The sequence below is a fragment of the Rhodobacter aestuarii genome (genome assembly GCF_900156655.1).
Lineage (GTDB): Bacteria > Pseudomonadota > Alphaproteobacteria > Rhodobacterales > Rhodobacteraceae > Rhodobacter > Rhodobacter aestuarii.
This window is the reverse complement of sequence record NZ_FTOG01000007.1, coordinates 101,051-121,731: the sequence shown is the minus strand read 5'-3', so window position 1 is coordinate 121,731 and position 20,681 is coordinate 101,051. Positions and strand designations below refer to the sequence as shown.

The following is a 20,681-nucleotide window of genomic DNA, read 5'->3' as shown; positions in this document are numbered from 1 at the left end:
CAGCGGCAGGGGCAAGCGGAACCCGCATCCCGCGACAGAAGAGATCAGTTGCGCTTGCGCTTGGACAAGATCGGGAGAGGCGTCACCGGAATACCTTCTTCCAGCAAGGCCTTAGCCTCAGAAAGCGGCGCCTCGCCATGAATGGACCGCTCAGGCTTTTCGCCCGCATGCATCGCCCGCGCTTCGGCGGCGAAATCGCCCCCAACATAGTCCGAGTTTTCCTCGACCGTGCGGCGCATCGCATCGAACAATTCTTCGGCAGCGTTTTGCGGCTTGCTTAGCGGATGGGCTGCATTCTCGCTTTTCGTCGGCGCGCTCGCCCCATTCGCCGCCTGATCGGGTTCCGGCTCATGTCCCGCAGCGAATTTGCGCGCGGACCGCACAGACGGCGTCATCAACGCCTTTTGCACATGGGCCGATCCACAAACAGCGCAAGCCACCATGCCCGCGGCATGCAGCTTTTCAAACGCCTCGACCGAGGCGAACCAGCTATCAAAGCTATGGTCGTTTTCGCATTTTAGGCTGTAACGGATCATCGGCGCGCACTTATAGACAAGTTCATCAGACAGGCGCTGCGACAAAATTGCAAGCACGCTCTTTGCATGCCTGCCCCGCAGCCACGCGATCAGCAAGCTTGCGCCGATCCCCCCCGGCTGAGAAGATCACCCGAGGAGAGGGGAGATCATGGAAACTTACGATTTTATCGTGGTCGGCGCGGGGAGCGCGGGCTGTGTTTTGGCAAATCGGCTCAGCACCGATCCCAAAAACCGCGTGCTGCTGCTGGAAGCCGGCGGGCGGGACAATTACCACTGGGTGCATATTCCGGTGGGCTATCTTTATTGCATTGGCAACCCGCGCACCGATTGGGGGTTTGCGACCCAGCCCGAACCGGGGCTGAACGGGCGCAGCCTTCTATACCCACGCGGGCGGATTCTGGGCGGCTGTTCGGCGATCAACGGCATGATCTACATGCGTGGTCAGGCCCGCGATTATGACCTTTGGGCACAAGCGGGCTGCACCGGCTGGGGGTGGGAGGACCTTCTGCCGCTTTTCCGCGATCAAGAAGATTTCTATCGCGGCGCCTCTGATCTGCATGGCGAAGGCGGGCCACTGCGGGTGGAAGAAGCGCGGGTGCGCTGGGAGGTGCTCGATGCCTTTATCGAAGCCGCCGAACAAGCGGGGATTCCCCGCACCCATGACTTCAACCAAGGCACCAATGAAGGCGCGGGCTATTTCCACGTCACACAGAAAAACGGCTGGCGCTGGTCGGCGGCGAGCGCGTTCTTGAAACCTGCGATGGCGCGCCCCAACCTACGGGTGCTGACCGGCGCGCAGGTGGAAAAGCTCACCATCGTAGAGGGGCGCGTCACCGGGCTCATCTATCACCGCGAAGGCACCCGCCACGAGGTGAAAGCGGGCGAGGTGGTGATGGCCGCAGGCGCGATTGGCACACCGCAGATTTTGGAGCTTTCGGGCATTGGCGCCCCAGAGGTTTTGGCAAGCCATGGCATCGCGCCGCAAGTCGCGGTGGAGCAAGTGGGCAAGAACCTGCAAGACCATTTGCAATTGCGGCTGATCTTCAAAGTTTCGGGCGTGCGCACGCTCAACACCATGTCGTCTTCGCTTTGGGGCAAGGCCAAAATCGCGGCGGAATATGCGCTTTTCCGGCGCGGACCGATGTCGATGTCCCCAAGCCAAGCGGGTATCTTTGCGCGCTCCTTCCCGGAAAAGGAAATGCCCGATCTGGAATGGCACCTTCAGCCGGTGAGCTTAGATAAATTTGGCGACCCGGTGCATCCGTTTGAGGCGATGACGGCGAGCGTGTGCAACCTGCGCCCCGAAAGCCGGGGCACCACGCATCTGGCCAGCCCGGACTTTCGCGCCGCCCCGGCCATTCGCCCAAATTATCTGGCGACCGAAGGGGATAGGCGCGTCGCCGCCCAAGGCATTCGGCTCACGCGCGACATCGCCACCCAGCCCGCCTTCGCCCGCTTTGCGCCGCAAGAATACAAACCCGGCGCGCAGATCACGAGCGAAGAGGCCTTGCAACAAGCGGCAGGCGATATCGGCACGACGATCTTCCACCCCGTCGGCACCTGCCGGATGGGCGTAGACGACGCCGCAGTGGTGGACCCTCGGCTACGGCTTAGGGCGCTCAAGGGGCTGCGTATCGCGGATGCCTCGGTCATGCCGACTATCACCTCGGGCAATACCAATGCCCCGGTGATGGTCATTGCCGAAAAGGCCGCGCGGATGATTTTGGAAGATGCGCGCAGCTAGAGGGTTTGGGTGGGGGCAAAGCCCCTACCCGATCACCGCCTGCAACAGCGGGCTTTCATCTTCGAGCCCCTCAATCACATCGAAATGGTGTTTGCCCGGATCGACGACCAAGTCGCATCCCCAAGCCTCGGCCAACCAGCGCGCTTGATCGCGGAAGGCTGGACGCTCGTTTTCGCCCACCCAAACCGTGACCGGCATTTTGGGCGCAGGCGCATGAACCGGGCTTTCCGCCCGCGCCTCGGCGGCGTCGAGTCCAAAGGTCTCATTCATCGAGGTGCGCAACAGCGGTTCAAGGTCAGAGACCGGCGAAATGGGCACGACCTTTTCCACCCGCGCCAAGACCTCTGGCGGCAACAGGTTGGAACTGGCCAGCCGCGCCACCAGATGCCCGCCAGCCGAATGGCCCACCAGCCGGATCGGGCCGCTAAACCGCCGCGCCACCTCGGCCACCGCCATCGCCACAAGCGCGGAGATCTGCGAAATTTTCACATCGGGCGCCAAATCATACCCTGGCAGCGCCACGGCCCAGCCCGCCTCCAAAGCACCTTTGGCAAGATGCGAGAAATCGCGGCGTGAAAACTTCATCCAATAGCCGCCATGCACAAAGATCAGCACGCCCTTCGCCTGCCCCATCGGCACGAAAACATCAATCTGGCGGCGCACCCCGCTGTCATAGCCAATTTCCAGCATCATCGCCTCATCGCGAAACGCCTCGGCCTGTGCCGCCCAACGCGCCGGATAGGCCTCGCCCTCCGGGATATACGGCATATTGGCATAGTCATCGTCCAGATCGGTCACTTCCTCGCCCTTTCTTTCCACGGCGCGCAATTTACATCTGCGCGGCCACATGCTTCCCTTCCATATCCCTCAACCGACGAGAGTTACCATGCCCGATACCGCGACCGAGTTGAAAACCCTCCTCAAGGACCCGAGCCTTCTGTGCACCAAGGCCCTCGTTGCCGGCGATTGGGTTGATGCCGATGACGGCGCCACCTTCGAAGTCACAAACCCCGCCCGCGGCGATGTGATCTGTTCCGTGCCGGACCTGAGCCGGGCCGAAACCGCCCGCGCGATTGAAGCCGCCCGCGTCGCGATGAAAGATTGGGCCGCGCGCACCGGCAAAGAACGCGCGAGCGTGATGCGCAAATGGTTCGATTTGATGATGGCGAACCAAGATGACCTCGGTTTGATCCTGACCGCCGAGATGGGCAAACCCTTGGCAGAAGCCAAAGGTGAAATCGCATATGGGGCGAGCTTCATCGAATGGTTCGGCGAAGAGGCGAAGCGGATTTACGGCGAAACCATCCCCGGCCATATGCGCGACAAGCGCATTACCGTGCTCAAGCAACCGATTGGCGTGGTGGGTTCGATCACGCCGTGGAACTTCCCCAATGCGATGATCGCGCGCAAAGCGGGCCCGGCGATTGCGGTGGGCTGTGGTTTCGTGTGCCGCCCGGCGGCGGAAACCCCACTTTCGGCGCTGGCCATGGGGCTTTTGGGCGAACGCGCGGGCCTGCCCAAGGGCATCTTGTCGGTGATCACCTCCTCGCGCGCCTCGGACATTGGCAAAGAGTTCTGCGAAAACCATGCCGTGCGCAAACTCACCTTCACCGGCTCCACCGAAGTGGGGCGCATTTTGCTGCGCCAAGCCGCAGATCAGGTGATGAAATGCTCGATGGAACTGGGTGGCAACGCGCCCTTCATCGTTTTTGATGATGCCGATCTCGATGCCGCCGTTGAAGGCGCGATGATGTCGAAGTTCCGCAACAATGGTCAAACCTGCGTCTGCGCGAACCGACTTTATGTGCAAGCGGGCGTCTATGATGCCTTTGCCGAGAAACTCGCCGCCGCTGTGAACAAGCTCAACGTGGGCGACGGTCTGGCCGAAGGCGTCACCACCGGCCCGCTGATTTCGGAAGATGCGGTCGAAAAGGTCGAGGACCATATCGCTGATGTGGTTGCGGGCGGCGGCAAGGTCGTCACTGGCGGCGCACGGCACGCACTGGGCGGGACGTTCTTCCAGCCCACCGTCGTCACCGGCGTCACGCAAGAGATGAAGGTCGCCACCGAGGAAACCTTTGGCCCGGTCGCGCCGCTCTTTAAGTTCGAGACCGAGGAAGAGGTGATCGAAAAGGCCAATGCCACGATCTTCGGCCTCGCCTCTTATTTCTACGCCCGCGACATTGGCCGCATCACCCGCGTGCAGGAAGGGCTGGAATACGGCATCGTCGGTGTGAACACCGGGATCATCTCGACCGAAGTGGCGCCGTTTGGCGGGGTCAAGCAATCCGGCCTTGGCCGCGAGGGCAGCCATCACGGCGTCGAGGATTACCTTGAGATGAAATACGTCTGCCTGTCGATCTGATCAGACGGCAACTTAAAAAGAGCGCCGCGCGAGATCCCTCGCGCGGCGTTTTCATATCTGCCCGGCGGGCCGTTCAGGCAAAGCCAAAGCCAAACAAAAAAGCCCCACCAAACCGGCGGGGCTTTTTCTTTCTAACGGATCGGCCTTAGTGGCGGATCAGATGAAGCAGTTCTTCAAGCGACTTCTTCGCATCGCCGTAGAACATGCGGGTGTTCTCTTTGTAGAAGAGCGGGTTTTCGATGCCCGAGTAACCGGTGCCTTGGCCACGTTTCGAGACAAAGACCTGTTTCGCTTTCCACACTTCCAGAACCGGCATCCCCGCGATGGGCGAGTTCGGGTCGTCTTGCGCCGCCGGGTTCACGATATCGTTCGAGCCGATCACGATCACCACGTCGGTTTCGGGGAAGTCCTCGTTGATCTCGTCCATTTCCAGAACGATGTCATAGGGCACTTTCGCCTCGGCCAAGAGCACGTTCATGTGCCCCGGCAGACGGCCCGCAACAGGGTGGATCGCGAAGCGGACGTTCTTGCCACGGCTGCGCAGCAACGAGGTCAGTTCCGAGACCGCCATTTGGGCCTGAGCCACCGCCATGCCATAGCCCGGCACGATGATGATGCTATCGGCTTCCGAGATCGTATCGGCCACGCTTTGCGCATCAATGGCGACCATCTCGCCTTCGACTTCTTGCGCCGGGCCAGCGGTATTGCCGAAGCCGCCGAGGATGACCGAGATGAAGGAGCGGTTCATCGCCTTACACATGATGTAAGACAGGATCGCGCCCGAAGAACCGACCAGCGCGCCGGTCACGATCAGAAGGTCGTTGCCAAGCGAGAAGCCAATCGCCGCCGCGGCCCAGCCCGAATAGGAGTTCAGCATCGACACCACGACCGGCATATCGGCGCCGCCGATGCCCATGATCAGGTGATAACCGATGAAGAAGGCCAGAAGCGTCATGACGATCAGCGGCAGCGTGCCATAGCCCATCATGAAGAGCACCAGCATCACGACCGAAGCCGCTGCGGCGACCGCGTTCAGGATGTGACCACCGGGCAGCTTTTTCGCTTTGGTGTCAACTTTGCCCGCCAGCTTGCCAAAGGCGATGATCGAGCCAGTGAAGGTCACGGCCCCGATGAACACGCCCAAGAACAGCTCAACCCGCAAAATCGCCAGTTCGGTCGCGGTTTTATGCGCGACAATCTCGGCAAAACCGCGCAGCAGGCCATGCTCGACCTCGGCCATCGCGGGCACGCGCACCGACTCGATATAGGCGTTGTAGCCCACCAGCACGGCCGCCAGACCAACAAGCGAGTGCATCGCCGCCACAAGCTGCGGCATCTCGGTCATTTGCACTTTCTTGGCAACTTTGACGCCGTAGAACCCGCCCCAGCCGAGCAAGATGATCGACAAAAGCCAGTAGCCCTGACCGGGGCCAACAAGCGTTGCAGCCACGGCAAGCGCCATACCCACAATGCCATACCACACGGCGCGTTTCGCGCTTTCCTGCCCCGAAAGGCCCCCGAGCGAGAGGATGAACAGAACTGCCGCAACGACGTAAGCGGCTGTCGTGAAACCGAAATCCATTATGTTTCCCTCCGCTTACGATTTCTGGAACATCGCCAGCATGCGCCGGGTGACCATGAAGCCGCCGAAGATGTTGATGCCTGCCATGAAGACCGACACAGCCGACAAAAGCACGACAAGATAGGAGGTGGAGCCCACCTGCATCAGCGCACCCAGAATGATGATCGACGAGATCGCGTTGGTGACCGCCATCAGCGGCGTGTGCAGCGAGTGCGACACGTTCCAGATCACCTGGAAGCCCACAAAGCAACTCAGCGCGAAGACGATGAAGTGCGACATGAAGCTGGCCGGAGCGAAAAGGCCAATGCCCAAAAGCAGCGCCCCACCAATGCCCAGCATCAGGATTTGGTCACGCGTTTGCTTGCGGAACGCGGCAGCCTCGGCGGCTTTGCGTTCTTCCGGCGTCGGCTCTTTGACCTTTTCCTTCGGCTTTTGCGCCGCAATCGCGGCCACTTTCGGCGGCGGCGGCGGGAAGGTGATCTCACCTTGATAGGCCACGGTCGCGCCGCGGATCACGTCATCTTCCATATTGTGGACAACCACACCGTCTTTGCCCGGCGTGAGGTCGGCCATCATATGGCGGATGTTGGTCGAATAAAGTTGGCTCGACTGCTGCGCCATACGGCTCGGGAAGTCGGTATAGCCGACGATCGTCACACCGTTTTCGGTGACGACTTTCTCGTCTTTCTTGGTCAGTTCGCAGTTGCCGCCACGCTCGGCAGCAAGGTCCACGATAACCGAACCGCGCTTCATCGCCTCGACCATATCTTTGGTCCAAAGCACCGGCGCATCCCGGCCCGGGATCAGCGCGGTGGTGATGACGATGTCGATATCGGGCGCAAGTTCGCGGAATTTCTTCAGCTGCGCTTCGCGGAATTCGGGGCTGGAGGGGGCCGCATAGCCACCCGTCGCCGCGCCATCCTGCGCTTGTTCTTCAAAATCGAGATAGACGAACTCGGCACCCATCGATTCGATCTGCTCAGCCACTTCGGGACGCACGTCGAACGCATAGGTGATCGCGCCAAGCGAGGTGGAAGCGCCAATCGCGGCCAGACCGGCCACGCCCGCGCCCACAACCAGCACTTTCGCCGGGGGCACTTTGCCTGCCGCCGTCACCTGACCGGTAAAGAAACGACCGAAGTTGTTGCCCGCCTCGATCACCGCGCGATAGCCCGAAATATTGGCCATGGACGACAGTGCATCCATTTTTTGCGCGCGCGAAATCCGCGGCACCATATCCATCGCGATAACATTCGCGCCGGTATCTTTGGCCGCCGCCAACAGCGCTTCGTTTTGCGCCGGGTAGAAGAAGGAAATCAGGGTTTTACCCTGTTTCAGCATCGCCACTTCGGCATCCACGGGCGGACGCACTTTGACGACAAAATCGACAGCGTCGAAGAGCGCTGCCGCCCCTTGCACGACGGTCACGCCAACCGCCTCATAGGCAGTGTCGGCAAACCCTGCCGCGTAGCCGGCACCGGCCTCGACATAGCATTCATGGCCGAGCTTTTGCAGCTGGACCGCAGAGTCGGGGGTCAGAGCGACACGCGCTTCCCCCTCGAAAATCTCCTTCGGAGCGCCGATTTTCACTTCATTTTTCTCCCATTGCTGCCCTCGGACGATTTCAGCCGGGGGACAAAACGTGGCGAAAGCCCTTTAACACCGCGTAAGAAAGTTTCACAAGCCAATGATCATTGGAAACAGTTGGAAATCTGACCGAAGGTCGCGGGTATACAAAAGCATACCGTCGCATGCAATGTTAGCGGTCCCATTTTGCGCAGCGATTCAAGGGTTTGGCTTTCGTTTCCGTCGCTTGGCACAGTTTGCTTAAACAGTGGGCAGGAATAGGGGTGCGACGATTTTTCTGCGCCGCAGAAATGCACCTAGAGCCAGCGGCGCACCCGCGCGCAATAGGCGGCATAGTCCGCGCCATGCGCCGCCATAATCCATGCCTCTTCACCACGAATGTAGCGATGCGTGATCCAAGCCATGAAGGCAGGCACCAGCGGCGCGGCAAAGAGTGCATCCCAGATCAGCAAAAGGCCCGAAAGGATGAAGGCATCGGCAAGGTAGATCGGGTTTCGGCTGAGCGCGAAAATCCCACCGGTCACCAGCCGCTGCGGTTGGCGGCGCGGAATGAAGGTGGTGCGCGCCAGCACCATTTGCGCCGCCGCCAGACCCGAGATCACCAGCCCCAAGCCAACCAACCCATAGCCAAGCCAATCGGCGTAAGGGATCGGCAGTGGCGCAATCTGCCCCACAGCCCAGCCAATCGCCGCAAAGACCGCAAGCCACATCGGCGGCAGTTCCAGTTCCTTCAGCGCCAGCTTCAGCTTTTCCCGCAGGTCCATCGCACTCCCCCTTGCGCCCTTTTTGGCCCTTGCGCCCATTTGGGGGCCGTTCGTGAACCGCGCAACCCCTTTGCGGCGGGGCACTTGCGCGCAGTCGCGTCAGGGCGCAGTCTGCCCGCGACAGGAGACCCCAATGCAGACTGATTTCACCGCAACGCGCGCGCTTTTCGATATCCCCGAAGGGCTGATCTATCTTGATGGCAATTCGCTCGGCCCCCTGCCCCGCGCTGTGCCTGGGCGCGTCGCGCAAGCGATGCAGGCCGAATGGGGGCAGATGCTGATCACCGCATGGAACAATGCGGGCTGGATGGAACAACCCGCGCGTTTGGGCGACCGAGTGGCACGACTGATCGGGGCGGAGCCCGGCTCTGTCACCTTGGGCGATACGCTCTCGATCAAGGTGTTTCAGGCGGTCTCGGCGGCTTTGCAAGCGCGCCCCGAACGCAAGGTGATCTTGTCGGACAATGGCAATTTCCCGACCGATCTTTACATGGCGCAAGGGCTCGCGGATCTTTTGGCCACCGGGCATGAATTGCGGATTGTCGCGCCCGAAGCGGTGGAAGAGGCGATTGATGAAACCATCGCCGTCACCATGCTGACCGAGGTGGATTATCGCACCGGCCGCAAGCATGACATGAAGCGACTTACCGCCAAAGCCCATGCAGCAGGCGCGCTGGCTTTTTGGGATTTGGCGCATTCGGCAGGCGCCGTGCCGGTGGCGCTTGCGGAGTGCGGGGCCGATTTTGCGGCGGGCTGCACCTATAAATACCTCAATGCCGGGCCGGGGGCGCCCGCCTTTATTTATGTGGCCCCGCGCCATGCGGCGACGGTTCAGCCTGCGCTTTGCGGCTGGCTGGGCCATGACGCGCCCTTTGCCTTTGAACAGGGCTACCGCCCGGCTCCGAGCACCGAGCGGATGCGCGTCGGCACGCCCCCTGTGTTGCAAATGGCCGCGCTCGATGCCGCGCTGGATGTGTGGGATAGCGTCGATATGGCCGATATCCGCAAGCAATCGCTCGCGCTTACCGACCGGTTCATCGCCGAAGTAGAGGCCGCCTGCCCCGATCTGACCCTTGTCACCCCGCGCGATCACGCAAGCCGAGGCAGCCAAGTCAGCTTTGCCCACCCCGAGGGCTATGCGATCATGCAGGCGCTGATTGCGCGCGGCGTGATTGGCGATTTTCGCGCGCCTGATATTTTGCGCTTTGGCTTCACGCCGCTTTACATCGGCATGGATGAGGTGGAGCGAGCCGCCGCGATCTTGGCTGAGATCATGGCGACCCGCGCTTGGGACCGGCCCGAGTTTCACGCCCGCGCGCGCGTCACCTAAGGTCGCATCCGGGCACCAACCCGCCGCGATCCCCCTTGCCGTTGCCATGGCCCCGCACTAGCCTTCGGACATGACCGCACCCGCTCTCACCGATGCCTTTGCGCGCAACATCACCTACCTACGGGTTTCGGTGACGGATCGGTGTGATTTTCGTTGCAGCTATTGCATGGCGGAAGACACCAAATTTCTGCCCCGCCGTGATGTACTCAGCCTTGAGGAAATTGACCGGCTGGCGAGCGCTTTTGTCGGGCTTGGCATCACCAAATTGCGCATCACCGGGGGCGAGCCCTTGGTGCGCCGCGATGTGATGGACCTGTTTCGCGCCCTGTCGCGGCACCGTGTGTCTGGCGCGCTAAAAGAACTCACCCTCACCACCAATGGCGCGCAGCTGGACCGTTTCGCCGCGCCTTTGGCCGATTGTGGGGTGGAACGGGTCAATATCTCGCTTGATAGTTTGAGCCCGGAGCGTTTCGCCGCCATCACCCGGCGCGGTGATCTGGGGCAGGTTCTCGCAGGCATCAAAGCCGCCAAAGCCGCCGGGTTGCGGGTCAAAATCAACACCGTCGCGTTGCAAGGCGTGAACGAAGACGAGCTTTTTGACATTGTCACTTGGGCGGGCGCCGAAGGGCTTGATCTGAGCTTCATCGAGGTGATGCCGCTGGGCGAGGCGCTGGGGCCGGAACGGCTTGGCCAGTTTTGGGCGCTGACGGATTTGCGCGCAAGGCTGGCCGAACGCTTCACGCTGGACGACCTAACCGAGACCACGGGCGGCCCGGCGCGCTATGCAAAGCTGCGTGAAACCGGGCAAAAAATCGGCTTTATCACGCCGCTCAGCCACAACTTCTGCGCGGGTTGCAACCGGGTCCGCGTCAGCGCCACGGGCACGCTCTACCCCTGCCTTGGCCAAGCCGGAAAGGTCGATCTGCGCGGGCCCTTGCGGGCAAGCGAAGGCGATGGCCCGCTAATTGAAGCGATCCGCGAAGGTCTCGCGCACAAACCAAAAGCGCATGATTTTCTTTACACCGAAACCGGTGTTTCCGGCCAAGTGGCGCGGCAAATGAACCGGACGGGGGGCTAAGATGGCACCCCAACTTCGCCGCGCGGGCCTTGCCCTTCTGACGGGCCTTGCCGGTGCGGTGATGGCCGCCACCACAGTTTGGGCAAACCTTGTTTGGGGAGGCGGGGCTGGCTTCATGGGGTCCGCCAGCGATCTCACGCCCACGCTTGTTGTGACACCCGCCTTACTGGCCCTGCACGTCGCGCTGGCCGCACCGCTTTTGGTTTTTCTCCTTGCCATCCTCGCCGCCTTTTCCGGGCCTTGGCCGTTTCGGCTCTTGTCGGTTCTGATGTTTGCGGCGGGCTGGTATTGGCTGGGCGAAACCGTCACCGCGCGGCTTGCTGATGATTTCGGCATGGCGCTTTTGCCCGGCGAAGCATTCGAGACCTTGTTCTGGCACGCCCCGCTCACCCCCGCGCTTTGGGCCGGGGCGACGGCGGCCTATCTTTTCACCCTGTCGCGGCTCATGCGTTTTGCGCAAGTGGCTGCAATCGCGCGCAACCGTGACTTGCGTCAAGGCGCCCGCGCGCAGAAAGCTCGAAACTGATCCTGTAACCGTTCTCCAAAGGAGAGGAGTGCGTCATGTATTCCAATATTATCGTTCCCGTGGCCTTTGATGAAAGCCACAACCCCGATGCCGCCATTGATATTGCCCGCGCGCTTGCCGCGCCGGGGGCGCGCGTCACGCTGGTGCATGTGATGGCCGATGTTCCTGGCTATGCCATTTCCTACATGCCTGATGGCTATGACACCGAACTGCGCAACACCTTGCAAAACCAACTCGACCAGTTGGGCAATGCGTTTGAAAATGGCGCAGGCGTGATCCGGCAAGGCCATGCCGCCAATGAGATTTTGGATCTGGCCGAAGAAATTGGCGCCGATTGCATTGTGATTGCGGGCCATCGCCCTGGCTTTGGCGACTATCTGATTGGCTCCACCGCCGCACGGGTGGTGCGCCACGCACCTTGCTCGGTCATGGTGCTCCGCTAAAACATAAAAAGGGGGCCGCGAGGCCCCCTTTTAGCAAGCTTGTATCCGCGTTACGCAGCAGGCATCCGGCTTTCGATCATCCCCGCATACCAGCTTGAGCCGAACGGGATCGCGTTATCATCGAAGTTATAGGCCGGGTGGTGTAGGCTGGCGGTATCGCCATTGCCCAAGAAGATATAGGCCCCCGGACGCGCGTTGAGCATGTAGGAGAAATCCTCGCCGCCCATCAGCGGCGCCACGCCCGTATCCACCGAGCCCGAAACAGCTTCGGCCACCGCCACCGCGTAATCGGTGTTTTCGGGGGCGTTCATCGTCACCGGATAGCCACGGTCATATTTGATCGCCACGGTCGCGCCATGCGCCGCGGCGATGCCCTCGACCACCGCTTTGAAACGGCCTTCAACATATTCACGCACTTCGGGTTCGAGCGTGCGCACCGTGCCGCGCAACAACACGGTTTGCGGGATCACGTTATGTGCTTCGCTTTCCGTGCGGAAGGTGCAGACCGAGACCACCACTTGTTTGAGCGGGTCGACATTGCGCGAAGAAATTTGCTGCAAAGCCACCACGATGTGCGAGGCCACGAGCGTCGTATCAATGCCTTCATGCGGTTTGGCAGCATGGCCGCCCTTGCCCGTCACCACCACTTCGAATTGATCCGCCGCAGCCATCATCGGGCCCGGACGCAGCGCAAAAGTCCCAAGCGGGATGCCCGGCGAGTTGTGCATGCCGTACACTTCTTGGATGCCAAAACGCTCCATCACGCCTTCTTCCACCATGACCCGGCCACCGCCGCCGCCCTCTTCGGCGGGTTGGAACAGCATCACGGCAGTGCCGTCAAAGTTGCGGGTTTCGGCCAGATATTTGGCCGCGCCCAAAAGCATGGCGGTGTGGCCATCGTGGCCGCAGGCGTGCATTTTGCCCGGCGTTTTGGAGGCATAGTCCAGCCCCGTCGCCTCATAGATCGGCAGCGCATCCATATCGGCGCGCAGGCCAATCACCCGGCCAGAGGTGTCGGTTTTGCCTTTGATCACGCCCACAACACCGGTTTTCGCGATACCTTCCACAACCTCGTCACAGCCGAAATCGCGCAAAAGGCCCGCCACTTTGGCCGAGGTGCGCGGCAGATCGAACAGCAGTTCAGGGTTTTCGTGGATATCGCGTCGCCATGCGGTGATTTCGGGCAGCAACTCGGCAAAACGGTTCTTAACGGGCATGAGGGTTCTACTTTTCTTTCTGGTGAGGAACGTCAAATGCGTCTTCTGGGAACAGGTTTCCTCATTCACCCGTTCCCCGCAAGCTCAGAAGGTGGGGCCGATGTCGATTTTTGATCCATCGGTAAAACGCGACCAGCGGAACCGCGTCAAATCATGGCCGGGCGCATCGCCACGCATCAGCGATGCCATCACCCGGCCCACGCCCGGGCCAATGCCAAAGCCATGGCCCGAAAGGCCGGTGGCGACATAGAGCCCGTCAATCGGTGCAGCATCCAGCACCGGCACAGTGTCGGGCATCACGTCAATCATCCCCGCCCAAGTGCGCAAAAGCCGAGTCGGGCCAAGATCGGGCAAGGCACGTTCAAAGGCCATTTGCACCCGACGCAGCAGCACGCGGTTCGGCACGGGGTTCAAAATCCGCATCCGCTCAAACGGGGTTTCTTGGTCATTTGACCAGCGCCGCTGCGTCAGCCACCCATCGGGGAAGCCCGGTGCGGGCGCGCGCGGGTGGATTTGCGTTTGCGAAAGATCGCGCCGCATTTGCGGGATATATTTGCCGAAATGGCGCACAGCATCTGGGCCGCAGAAGAAATCATGCGTGGCCCCTGCGGCGAGCGTAAAGCCGCCATCCAACCGCCGCCGCCAAGCAAAGACATCATCCACGCCCGAGATTTCGGGCATGTCCGGCATCGGCAAGGTCTGCGCAACCGAGGCACGCACCGAAAGTTGCGGCAGCGAGAGCCCGTGGTGGCGCAAGAAAAGCGACGACCAGGCCCCCGCCGCGACCAACACTTGATCGCAGCGCAACCGACCTTGTTCGGTCACCACGCCAGCCACTTTGCCAGCGGCCAAATCAAGGCCCCGCACCGCGCAGTTTTCAACAATCGTCACGCCAGCCTGTTCGGCCAAAGCCGCCAGCATCGGCACGGCGACAAAAGGTTCAGCCCGCGCATCAGAGGGCGTGACCACGCCGCCCACCCAGCGCGTGATGCGGTATAAGGTCAGACAGTTCCGAGCGGGTCAGCAGACGGCTTTCGAGCCCATGCGAACGGGCCAATTCCACCCACTCCGCATAGCCTTCCATCGTGGCAGGCTTGTTGGCGATATAAGCGATGCCGCAGCGCTTGAAGCCCAGTTCCGGGCCAAGCTGTTCTGCAAAGCCCTCCCACAACCGCATCGATTCGATCATGATCGGCAGTTCGGCCGGGTCGCGCCCCTGTTGGCGGACCCATCCCCAGTTCCGGCTCGATTGTTCGCCTGCGACACGCCCCTTTTCCAACAGCACAACCTTCTGCCCCGCTTGCGCAAGGTAGTAAGCGGTCATCACACCAGCGACGCCCGCGCCAATCACCACAACATCGCAAGCCTCTGGCAACGGGCCAGAAAAACGAACGGGGTCATCGACCTGGATCGGGAATCGCATCGAGTGATCTTTCGGAAAGGGCGCGGAGGGGCGCGCGAGCGAACCTATGCTTGCGCCCGCAAAGGGCAGGGTCAACCCAAGAACGGTGGGCAGGAGCTATGCACTTCCTGCAAGGCTGCCCCAACCGTTAGCGCTTGCGCCTGCCGCGAAAATCTCTAACAATCGGTCAAATATATTCACCTAATGGTGATCTGCGTCACAAATATCACCAAAAAACGGTGCAAAAACAAAAGACTGGGGGATCGCAATGCGCGAAGCTGCGCAGCCCGTGCTGGAGGTCAATGGCCTCAAGACGATCTTTCGTACCCGCGGCGGCGAGGTGCATGCCGTCAATTCTGTCTCTTTCGATCTAAAGCCCGGCGAACTGCTCGGCGTTGTCGGGGAATCGGGGTCTGGGAAATCGGTCACGATGATGTCGCTGATTGGGCTTTTGCCCAGCCCGCCCGCCGAAGTGCGCGAAGGCTCGGTGATGTTTGACGGGCTTGACCTGCTTAAATGCACGCCTGCGCAATTGCGCGCCGTGCGTGGCCCCGGTGTTGGCTTTATCTTCCAAGACCCGATGACCTCGCTCAACCCGGTTTTTACCGTGGGCTACCAGCTGCGTGAACCGCTGCTCAAACACATGGGCATGACCAAGGCGCAAGCGAATGTGCGCGCCAAGGAGCTGTTGGAGTTGGTGGGCATCCCCGATGCCGAGCGGCGCTTGAAAGACTATCCGCACCAGTTTTCGGGCGGGATGCGGCAGCGGGTGATGATTGCCATTGCGCTCGCCTGTGACCCGAAAGTGCTGATTGCCGATGAGCCGACCACCGCGCTCGACGTGACGATCCAAGCGCAAATCCTCGAACTGGTGAAAGACCTGCGCCAAAAACTCGGCATGGCGATCATCTGGATCACCCATGACCTTGGCGTGATTGCGGGCATCGCGGATCGGGTGATGGTGATGTATGGCGGCCAAATCGCCGAACAGGGGCCGGTGAAGGAAGTCTTCGCCCATCCGCGCCACCCCTATACCCGCGCCTTGCTGCAAACCGTGCCCTCTGTGCGCGGCGAACGCGCCGACACACTCAATGTGATCGAAGGCCAGCCGCCGATCCTGCGCGCCGCGCCGAGCGCCTGTTCGTTCCGCGACCGCTGCACCCAGCGCTTTGGCGCCTGCGCGGCGGCGAACCCAGCCCGCTATGATGTCGGCCCCGGGCACGATGCGGCCTGTTTTTGGGATTTCGACACCGATGCCCCGCGCGCAGAAGCGCCTGTGAAGGAGGCTGCGCATGGCTGACGGCACCCAGACCCGCCTTCCGCTTCTCGAAGTTGAGGGGCTGAAGATGTATTTCCCGATCACCGCGGGCCTTTTCCGCAAGAAGGTCGGCGATGTGAAGGCGGTCGATGACATCTCTTTCACGATCTTCGAGGGCGAGACGCTTGGCCTTGTGGGGGAATCGGGTTGTGGCAAATCCACCTGCGGGCGCGCTATCTTGCGGCTTTATGAGCCGACCGAGGGGCGCGTTGTGCTGGGCGGCGAAGATGTGCTGGCCGCACCTCCGGGCGAATTGCGCGCCATGCGTCCGCGGATGCAGATGGTGTTCCAAGACCCGCAAGCCAGCCTGAACCCGCGCATGACGGTGGCGGGGATCATTGGCGAGCCGCTTGATGAGCACACCACGCTCAACCGCGCGCAAAAGCTCGCCCGGATTTATGAATTGATGGACAAGGTCGGGCTGAACCGTGACTTTGCCAACCGCTACCCGCATGAGTTTTCGGGCGGTCAACGCCAACGGATCGGTATTGCCCGCGCGCTTGCGCTGAACCCCAAGTTCATCGTCTGTGACGAGCCGATTGCCGCGCTTGATGTCTCGATCCAAGCGCAGGTGGTGAACCTGCTGGAAGAGCTGCAAGACAGCCTTGGTTTGACCTATCTCTTTATCAGCCACGATCTTTCTATGGTGCGCCATATCGCGGACCGCGTGGCGGTGATGTATCTGGGCCGGATCGTTGAACTGGCGAGCCGCGACGATCTTTATGACGCGCCGATGCACCCCTACACGCAGGCGCTTTTGTCTGCCGTGCCGGAACCGGACCCGAATGCCGAAACCTCGCGCAACCGGATCATTCTCAAAGGCGATGTGCCCTCCCCCGCAAACCCGCCCAAAGGCTGCAACTTTTGCACCCGCTGCCCGAAGGTGATGGATATTTGCCGCGAGGTGGAGCCGACCTTTGGTGAGGTCACGCCCGGCCACTTCTTGGCCTGCCATCTTTATCAAGAAGCCGCCGTCGGAGCGGCAAACTCCGGGGCCAACCCGGAGCAATCTGCAAGTCTGCAAGACCCCAACTTCCAACAAGGAGAAGCTTGATATGAAGTTGAAAACCGCCCTTCTCGGCGCTGCCGCGAGCCTTATTCTCGCGCCTGCTGCCTTTGCCGAACGCGGCACCGATGGCGAAGTGCGTATCCTTTACGCGCAAGCCGTTTCGACGATGAACGCCTATCTGTCGTCGGGCACGAAAGACGTCGAAGTTGGCAGCCTCGTGCTGGAGCCGCTCGCGGGCTTCAATGAGAAGGGCGAGGTGATCCCGCGCCTTGTGACCGAGATCCCGAGCCTTGAAAACGGCGGTATCTCGGAAGACCTGAAATCCATCACCTGGAAAATCATTCCGGGCCTGAAATGGTCGGATGGCACGCCGTTCACCGCCCATGACGCCGTTTTCACCGCGAATTACTGCATGGACCCGGCCGGTGGCTGCGCCCAGTTGGCGCGCTACGAAGGCGTTGATAAAGTCGAAGCGCTAGATGACCTGACCGTTAAAGTCAGCTTCCATGAGCCGAAGCCGAACCCGTTCATGGCCTTCGTCGGCGCGACCTCGCCGATCCTGCAAGCCGCGCAATTTGCCAATTGCACCGGCGCGAATGCCTCGACCTGCACCGAAGAAAACTTCAAGCCGATCGGCACCGGCCCGTTCCGCGTGACGGAATTCCGCACCAATGACACGGTGATGCTGGAAGCCAACCCGAACTACCGCGACCCGGCGAAACCGGCCTTTGCGACCGCGCTCGTGAAAGGCGGCGGCGATGCCACCGCTGCGGCGCGCGCCGTGATGGAAACCGGCGAGTTCGACTACGCTTGGAACACGCAAATCTCGCCCGAACTGCAAGAAGAACTTGCGGGTGCGGGCAAAGGCCAGTTCGTCAACGCGTTCGGCACGCTGGTTGAGCGGATCGAGATGAACATGACCGATCCGTCGCCGAACCTGCCGGAAGGCGAGCGTTCGACCGCTGCGCATCCGCACCCGATCCTGTCGGATATCCGCGTGCGCAAGGCGCTCTCGATGGCGATCGACCGTCAAATTCTGGTCGACATCGGCTATGGTGAAGCGGGTCGCCCGACCTGTAACCTCGTGCCGGCGCCGGAGCTTTATGCCTCCGACAACACCGACTGTCTGACCCAAGACATGGAAGGCGCGAAAGCGCTTTTGGCCGAAGCCGGTTGGACCGACACCGATGGCGACGGCATCCTCGACAAAGACGGCGAAAAGCTGAGCTTGGTCTACCAAACCTCGGTCAACGCGATCCGTCAGGACTTCCAAGCGATCATCAAACAATGGTGGAACGAGCTTGGGGTTGAGGTCGAACTGAAAACGGTTGACCCGTCGGTGTTCTTTGGCGGCGATGCGGGCTCGCCCGACACGTTCCAAAAATTCTATGCCGATGTCGAAATGTACGCCAACAACTTCGACGGCACCGACCCGGAGCCCTATCTGGCGCAATACACCTGCGACAAAGCTCCGAAGCCGGAAAGCCAATGGCAGGGTGAGAACATCAACCGCTTCTGTGACCCGGAATATGATGCGCTGATCAAACAGCTCACCGCGACGGGCGACATGGAAGAGCGTTCGGCGCTGGCCAAACGTCTCAACGACATGCTGACCAAAGACAGCTATGTGATCGTGCCGATCGTGGACCGTGGCCGTCTGTCGGCGCATTCCAACACGCTCGGTGGCGTTGTTCTCAACACTTGGGACAGCGAAATCTGGAACGCGTCGGACTGGTTCCGCATCAAGTAAGCCGTTCCTTGAAATCTGCGGTCAGATCGGTTTGGCCGGTCTGACCCAGGCGGGGGCGCAAGCCAATGGCTAAGCGCCCCTTCCCATTCCTCGAAAATGTAAAAAGAGAAGCCCCGAGGCGCCGATGTTCCAGTACACCCTGCGACGATTGCTGATCGCGATCCCGACGCTTCTGATCATCTCTTTGGTGATCTTCCTCCTGCTTGAAGCCGCCCCCGGCGACCCGCTCGGCCAAGTGCCGCTGACGGTTCCGCCAGAGGTGAAGGCCAAGATGCGCACCGCGCTCGGGCTCGATGCCGCGTGGTATGTGCGTTACTTCCTCTGGCTTAAGCAGATGTTCTTCATTGAGCCGATGCACCTGATCGACACGCTTTTTGGCACCGATCTGGCGCAGGGCGCGCAGCGGGTGATCTCGTTCCAATCGCGCCAGCCGGTGATGGACATCATCGCCGAGCGCCTGCCGCAAACGCTGACCGTTGTCGGCTCGGCCTATGTGGTCGGCGTGCTGATCGCGGTGCCAATTGGGATTATCTCGGCCTATCGGCAGTATTCGTGGTTCGACAACCTCGGCACCTTCATCTCGATGGTGGGCTTTTCTGTGCCGACCTTCTTTACGGGTGTGGCGCTGATCATCATCTTTGCGGTGAAGCTGAAATGGTTTCCCTCGGTCTATGACACCACGCTTCAGGTAACCGATTGGGCCAGCTTCAAAGAGCAACTTCGCCAAATGGTGATGCCAGTCACCGTGCTGGCGCTTTACAACGCCGCGCAAATCTCGCGGTTCATGCGCTCGTCGATGCTCGATAACCTTGGGCAAGATTACGTCCGCACCGCCCGCGCCAAGGGCCTGACCGAAAAGGTCGTGGTGCTGGTCCATGTGCTGCGCAACTCGCTTATCCCCGTCATCACGGTCATCGCGCTGGGTGTGCCGCAAATCTTTGGCGGGGCCATCATCACCGAACAGGTGTTCAAGGTGAACGGGCTCGGCCAACAGCTGATCTTGTCGATCCACGCCAATGACCTGCCGATGGTGATGACGCTGACCTTCATCTTTGCCACGCTGATCGTGACCTTTAACCTGATTGCCGATCTGCTTTACGGCATCCTTGACCCGCGGATCCGCTATGACTGAGACCACAACCGCTATCCGCCCGCCCCGCAACCAATGGTGGGATGTCTGGGACCAGTTCAAAACCCACAAGGGCGCGCTGGTCGGGCTGACGATCTTCATCACCATCTTGCTTGGCATCACCATCGGCCCGTGGCTGTGGGATATGGCGCCCACCTATGTGGACCTGCGCGCCCGCAACAAGGGCTTCTCGATGGCGCACCCCTTGGGCACCGACCAATTGGGCCGCGATCTGCTGGCGCGGATGATGGCCGGGGGCAAGGTGTCGCTCTCTGTGGGGCTGACCGCGATGGCGCTGGCCGTGTCGCTTGGCACCACAATCGGGGTTCTGGCGGGCTATTTCAAAAAGCTGGAAAGCCCGCTGATGCGGCTCACCGACCTTTTTCTGGCGCTGCCGCTGCTGCCGCTGCTACTGTTGATGGTGACGCTCTTCCGCGAACCGCTTTCGCAGCGCTTCGGGCCGGAAGGCGGCATCTTCTTGCTGATCGTCACCGCAATTGGCGCAACGTCATGGATGCAAACAGCGCGGATCGTGCGCGGCGAGGTGCTTGCGATCAAAGAACGGGAATTCGTTCTGGCCGCGCGTTCGATTGGCACGCCCGCGCGGCGTATGGTGCTGCGCCACATCCTGCCCAACGTGATGTCGCCCATCATGGTCTCGGCCACGCTCGGGATCGCCACGGCGATCATCACGGAATCGGCGCTCTCCTTCCTTGGCCTTGGCTTCCCGCCGGACTTCCCCACTTGGGGCCGTCTCTTGTTTGATGCGGTGGACCAGATCCAGCTTTACCCGATGCGGGTGGTGCTGCCGGGTATCGCGATCTCGCTCACGGTGCTTTCGGTCAACTACATTGGTGATGGTCTGCGCGACGCGCTCGACCCGCGGATCCGGGGCCGCTAA

At 61.1% G+C, this 20,681-nt stretch carries 17 protein-coding genes and 1 pseudogene; 11 read left to right on the top strand and 7 right to left on the bottom strand.

Annotated elements, in window-relative coordinates:
• Positions 1 to 44: 44 nt before the first annotated feature.
• The gene (locus BW967_RS11230; protein ID WP_076485295.1) at positions 45 to 536 is read right to left on the bottom strand and encodes a DUF1178 family protein; all 492 of its coding nucleotides are present in this window, start codon (positions 534 to 536) and stop codon (positions 45 to 47) included.
• 148 nt (positions 537 to 684) lie between these two features.
• Between BW967_RS11230 and BW967_RS11225 the strand changes: the two genes are divergently transcribed.
• Positions 685 to 2,280, top strand: a complete 1,596-nt coding sequence (locus BW967_RS11225; RefSeq protein WP_076485164.1) for a GMC family oxidoreductase — start codon at positions 685 to 687, stop codon at positions 2,278 to 2,280.
• Positions 2,281 to 2,304: 24 nt separating this feature from the next.
• On the opposite strand, the gene BW967_RS11220 is transcribed toward BW967_RS11225, so the two are convergent.
• Complete coding sequence (locus BW967_RS11220; RefSeq protein ID WP_083952191.1) at positions 2,305 to 3,078, bottom strand: alpha/beta hydrolase; 774 nt, start codon at positions 3,076 to 3,078, stop codon at positions 2,305 to 2,307.
• Positions 3,079 to 3,166: 88 nt separating this feature from the next.
• Here BW967_RS11220 and BW967_RS11215 point away from each other — a divergent pair, with 88 nt between their 5' ends.
• Positions 3,167 to 4,645: an NAD-dependent succinate-semialdehyde dehydrogenase gene (locus BW967_RS11215; RefSeq protein WP_076485163.1), complete on the top strand. Its 1,479-nt coding sequence runs from the start codon at positions 3,167 to 3,169 to the stop codon at positions 4,643 to 4,645.
• A 145-nt stretch (positions 4,646 to 4,790) separates the two neighbouring features.
• Here the strand turns inward: BW967_RS11215 and BW967_RS11210 are convergent, their stop codons facing one another.
• From BW967_RS11210 to BW967_RS11200, 3 genes are all read right to left on the bottom strand, one after another.
• The gene (locus BW967_RS11210; protein WP_076485162.1) at positions 4,791 to 6,227 is read right to left on the bottom strand and encodes an NAD(P)(+) transhydrogenase (Re/Si-specific) subunit beta; all 1,437 of its coding nucleotides are present in this window, start codon (positions 6,225 to 6,227) and stop codon (positions 4,791 to 4,793) included.
• 15 nt (positions 6,228 to 6,242) lie between these two features.
• Entirely contained in the window at positions 6,243 to 7,817 is a 1,575-nt protein-coding gene (locus tag BW967_RS11205) for a Re/Si-specific NAD(P)(+) transhydrogenase subunit alpha (protein ID WP_076485161.1), read from the bottom strand.
• A gap of 293 nt (positions 7,818 to 8,110) precedes the next feature.
• Positions 8,111 to 8,578, bottom strand: coding sequence for a methyltransferase family protein (locus tag BW967_RS11200; RefSeq protein ID WP_175610451.1), 468 nt, complete (start codon positions 8,576 to 8,578; stop codon positions 8,111 to 8,113).
• Between the two features lie 133 nt (positions 8,579 to 8,711).
• On the opposite strand from BW967_RS11200, the gene kynU reads away from it, so the two are divergent.
• The 4 genes from kynU (at position 8,712) to BW967_RS11180 (ending at position 11,955) form a co-directional block, all read left to right on the top strand.
• Positions 8,712 to 9,908: a kynureninase gene (gene kynU, locus BW967_RS11195; protein WP_076485160.1), complete on the top strand. Its 1,197-nt coding sequence runs from the start codon at positions 8,712 to 8,714 to the stop codon at positions 9,906 to 9,908.
• A 70-nt stretch (positions 9,909 to 9,978) separates the two neighbouring features.
• Entirely contained in the window at positions 9,979 to 10,986 is a 1,008-nt protein-coding gene (moaA, locus tag BW967_RS11190; protein ID WP_076485159.1) for a GTP 3',8-cyclase MoaA, read from the top strand.
• 1 nt (position 10,987) lies between these two features.
• Positions 10,988 to 11,512, top strand: a complete 525-nt coding sequence (locus BW967_RS11185; RefSeq protein WP_076485158.1) for a hypothetical protein — start codon at positions 10,988 to 10,990, stop codon at positions 11,510 to 11,512.
• A 35-nt stretch (positions 11,513 to 11,547) separates the two neighbouring features.
• Positions 11,548 to 11,955 (top strand): universal stress protein, encoded by a 408-nt coding sequence (locus BW967_RS11180; RefSeq protein ID WP_076485157.1) that lies wholly within the window; start codon positions 11,548 to 11,550, stop codon positions 11,953 to 11,955.
• A gap of 50 nt (positions 11,956 to 12,005) precedes the next feature.
• Here BW967_RS11180 and BW967_RS11175 read toward each other — a convergent pair whose 3' ends face one another.
• Both BW967_RS11175 and BW967_RS11170 read right to left on the bottom strand, forming a co-directional pair.
• Positions 12,006 to 13,172: a M20 aminoacylase family protein gene (locus BW967_RS11175; RefSeq protein WP_076485156.1), complete on the bottom strand. Its 1,167-nt coding sequence runs from the start codon at positions 13,170 to 13,172 to the stop codon at positions 12,006 to 12,008.
• An 84-nt stretch (positions 13,173 to 13,256) separates the two neighbouring features.
• A pseudogene (locus BW967_RS11170) lies at positions 13,257 to 14,595 on the bottom strand (NAD(P)/FAD-dependent oxidoreductase).
• A gap of 247 nt (positions 14,596 to 14,842) precedes the next feature.
• On the opposite strand from BW967_RS11170, the gene BW967_RS11165 reads away from it, so the two are divergent.
• From BW967_RS11165 to BW967_RS11145, 5 genes are all read left to right on the top strand, one after another.
• Positions 14,843 to 15,874 carry an ABC transporter ATP-binding protein gene (locus BW967_RS11165; protein ID WP_076485155.1) on the top strand — a complete coding sequence of 344 codons (1,032 nt, stop codon included), beginning with the start codon at positions 14,843 to 14,845 and terminating at the stop codon, positions 15,872 to 15,874.
• Positions 15,867 to 16,946: an ABC transporter ATP-binding protein gene (locus BW967_RS11160; RefSeq protein WP_076485154.1), complete on the top strand. Its 1,080-nt coding sequence runs from the start codon at positions 15,867 to 15,869 to the stop codon at positions 16,944 to 16,946. Before BW967_RS11165 ends, BW967_RS11160 begins: the two co-directional genes overlap by 8 nt.
• 1 nt (position 16,947) lies before the next feature.
• Entirely contained in the window at positions 16,948 to 18,651 is a 1,704-nt protein-coding gene (locus tag BW967_RS11155) for a peptide ABC transporter substrate-binding protein (RefSeq protein WP_076485153.1), read from the top strand.
• A gap of 124 nt (positions 18,652 to 18,775) precedes the next feature.
• Positions 18,776 to 19,783: an ABC transporter permease gene (locus BW967_RS11150; protein ID WP_076485152.1), complete on the top strand. Its 1,008-nt coding sequence runs from the start codon at positions 18,776 to 18,778 to the stop codon at positions 19,781 to 19,783.
• Positions 19,776 to 20,681: an ABC transporter permease gene (locus BW967_RS11145; RefSeq protein ID WP_083952166.1), complete on the top strand. Its 906-nt coding sequence runs from the start codon at positions 19,776 to 19,778 to the stop codon at positions 20,679 to 20,681. The genes BW967_RS11150 and BW967_RS11145 overlap by 8 nt, the downstream gene beginning before the upstream one ends.

Coding starts and splice junctions, on each gene's coding strand:
- BW967_RS11225 (WP_076485164.1), top strand. CDS start 685: ATGGAAACTTACGATTTTATCGTGGTCGGCGCGGGGAGCGCGGGCTGT.
- BW967_RS11180 (WP_076485157.1), top strand. CDS start 11,548: ATGTATTCCAATATTATCGTTCCCGTGGCCTTTGATGAAAGCCACAAC.
- BW967_RS11150 (WP_076485152.1), top strand. CDS start 18,776: ATGTTCCAGTACACCCTGCGACGATTGCTGATCGCGATCCCGACGCTT.
- BW967_RS11215 (WP_076485163.1), top strand. CDS start 3,167: ATGCCCGATACCGCGACCGAGTTGAAAACCCTCCTCAAGGACCCGAGC.
- BW967_RS11185 (WP_076485158.1), top strand. CDS start 10,988: ATGGCACCCCAACTTCGCCGCGCGGGCCTTGCCCTTCTGACGGGCCTT.
- BW967_RS11165 (WP_076485155.1), top strand. CDS start 14,843: ATGCGCGAAGCTGCGCAGCCCGTGCTGGAGGTCAATGGCCTCAAGACG.
- BW967_RS11210 (WP_076485162.1), bottom strand. CDS start 6,227: ATGGATTTCGGTTTCACGACAGCCGCTTACGTCGTTGCGGCAGTTCTG.
- BW967_RS11160 (WP_076485154.1), top strand. CDS start 15,867: ATGGCTGACGGCACCCAGACCCGCCTTCCGCTTCTCGAAGTTGAGGGG.
- BW967_RS11145 (WP_083952166.1), top strand. CDS start 19,776: ATGACTGAGACCACAACCGCTATCCGCCCGCCCCGCAACCAATGGTGG.
- BW967_RS11230 (WP_076485295.1), bottom strand. CDS start 536: ATGATCCGTTACAGCCTAAAATGCGAAAACGACCATAGCTTTGATAGC.
- BW967_RS11175 (WP_076485156.1), bottom strand. CDS start 13,172: ATGCCCGTTAAGAACCGTTTTGCCGAGTTGCTGCCCGAAATCACCGCA.
- BW967_RS11200 (WP_175610451.1), bottom strand. CDS start 8,578: ATGGACCTGCGGGAAAAGCTGAAGCTGGCGCTGAAGGAACTGGAACTG.
- BW967_RS11155 (WP_076485153.1), top strand. CDS start 16,948: ATGAAGTTGAAAACCGCCCTTCTCGGCGCTGCCGCGAGCCTTATTCTC.
- kynU (WP_076485160.1), top strand. CDS start 8,712: ATGCAGACTGATTTCACCGCAACGCGCGCGCTTTTCGATATCCCCGAA.
- moaA (WP_076485159.1), top strand. CDS start 9,979: ATGACCGCACCCGCTCTCACCGATGCCTTTGCGCGCAACATCACCTAC.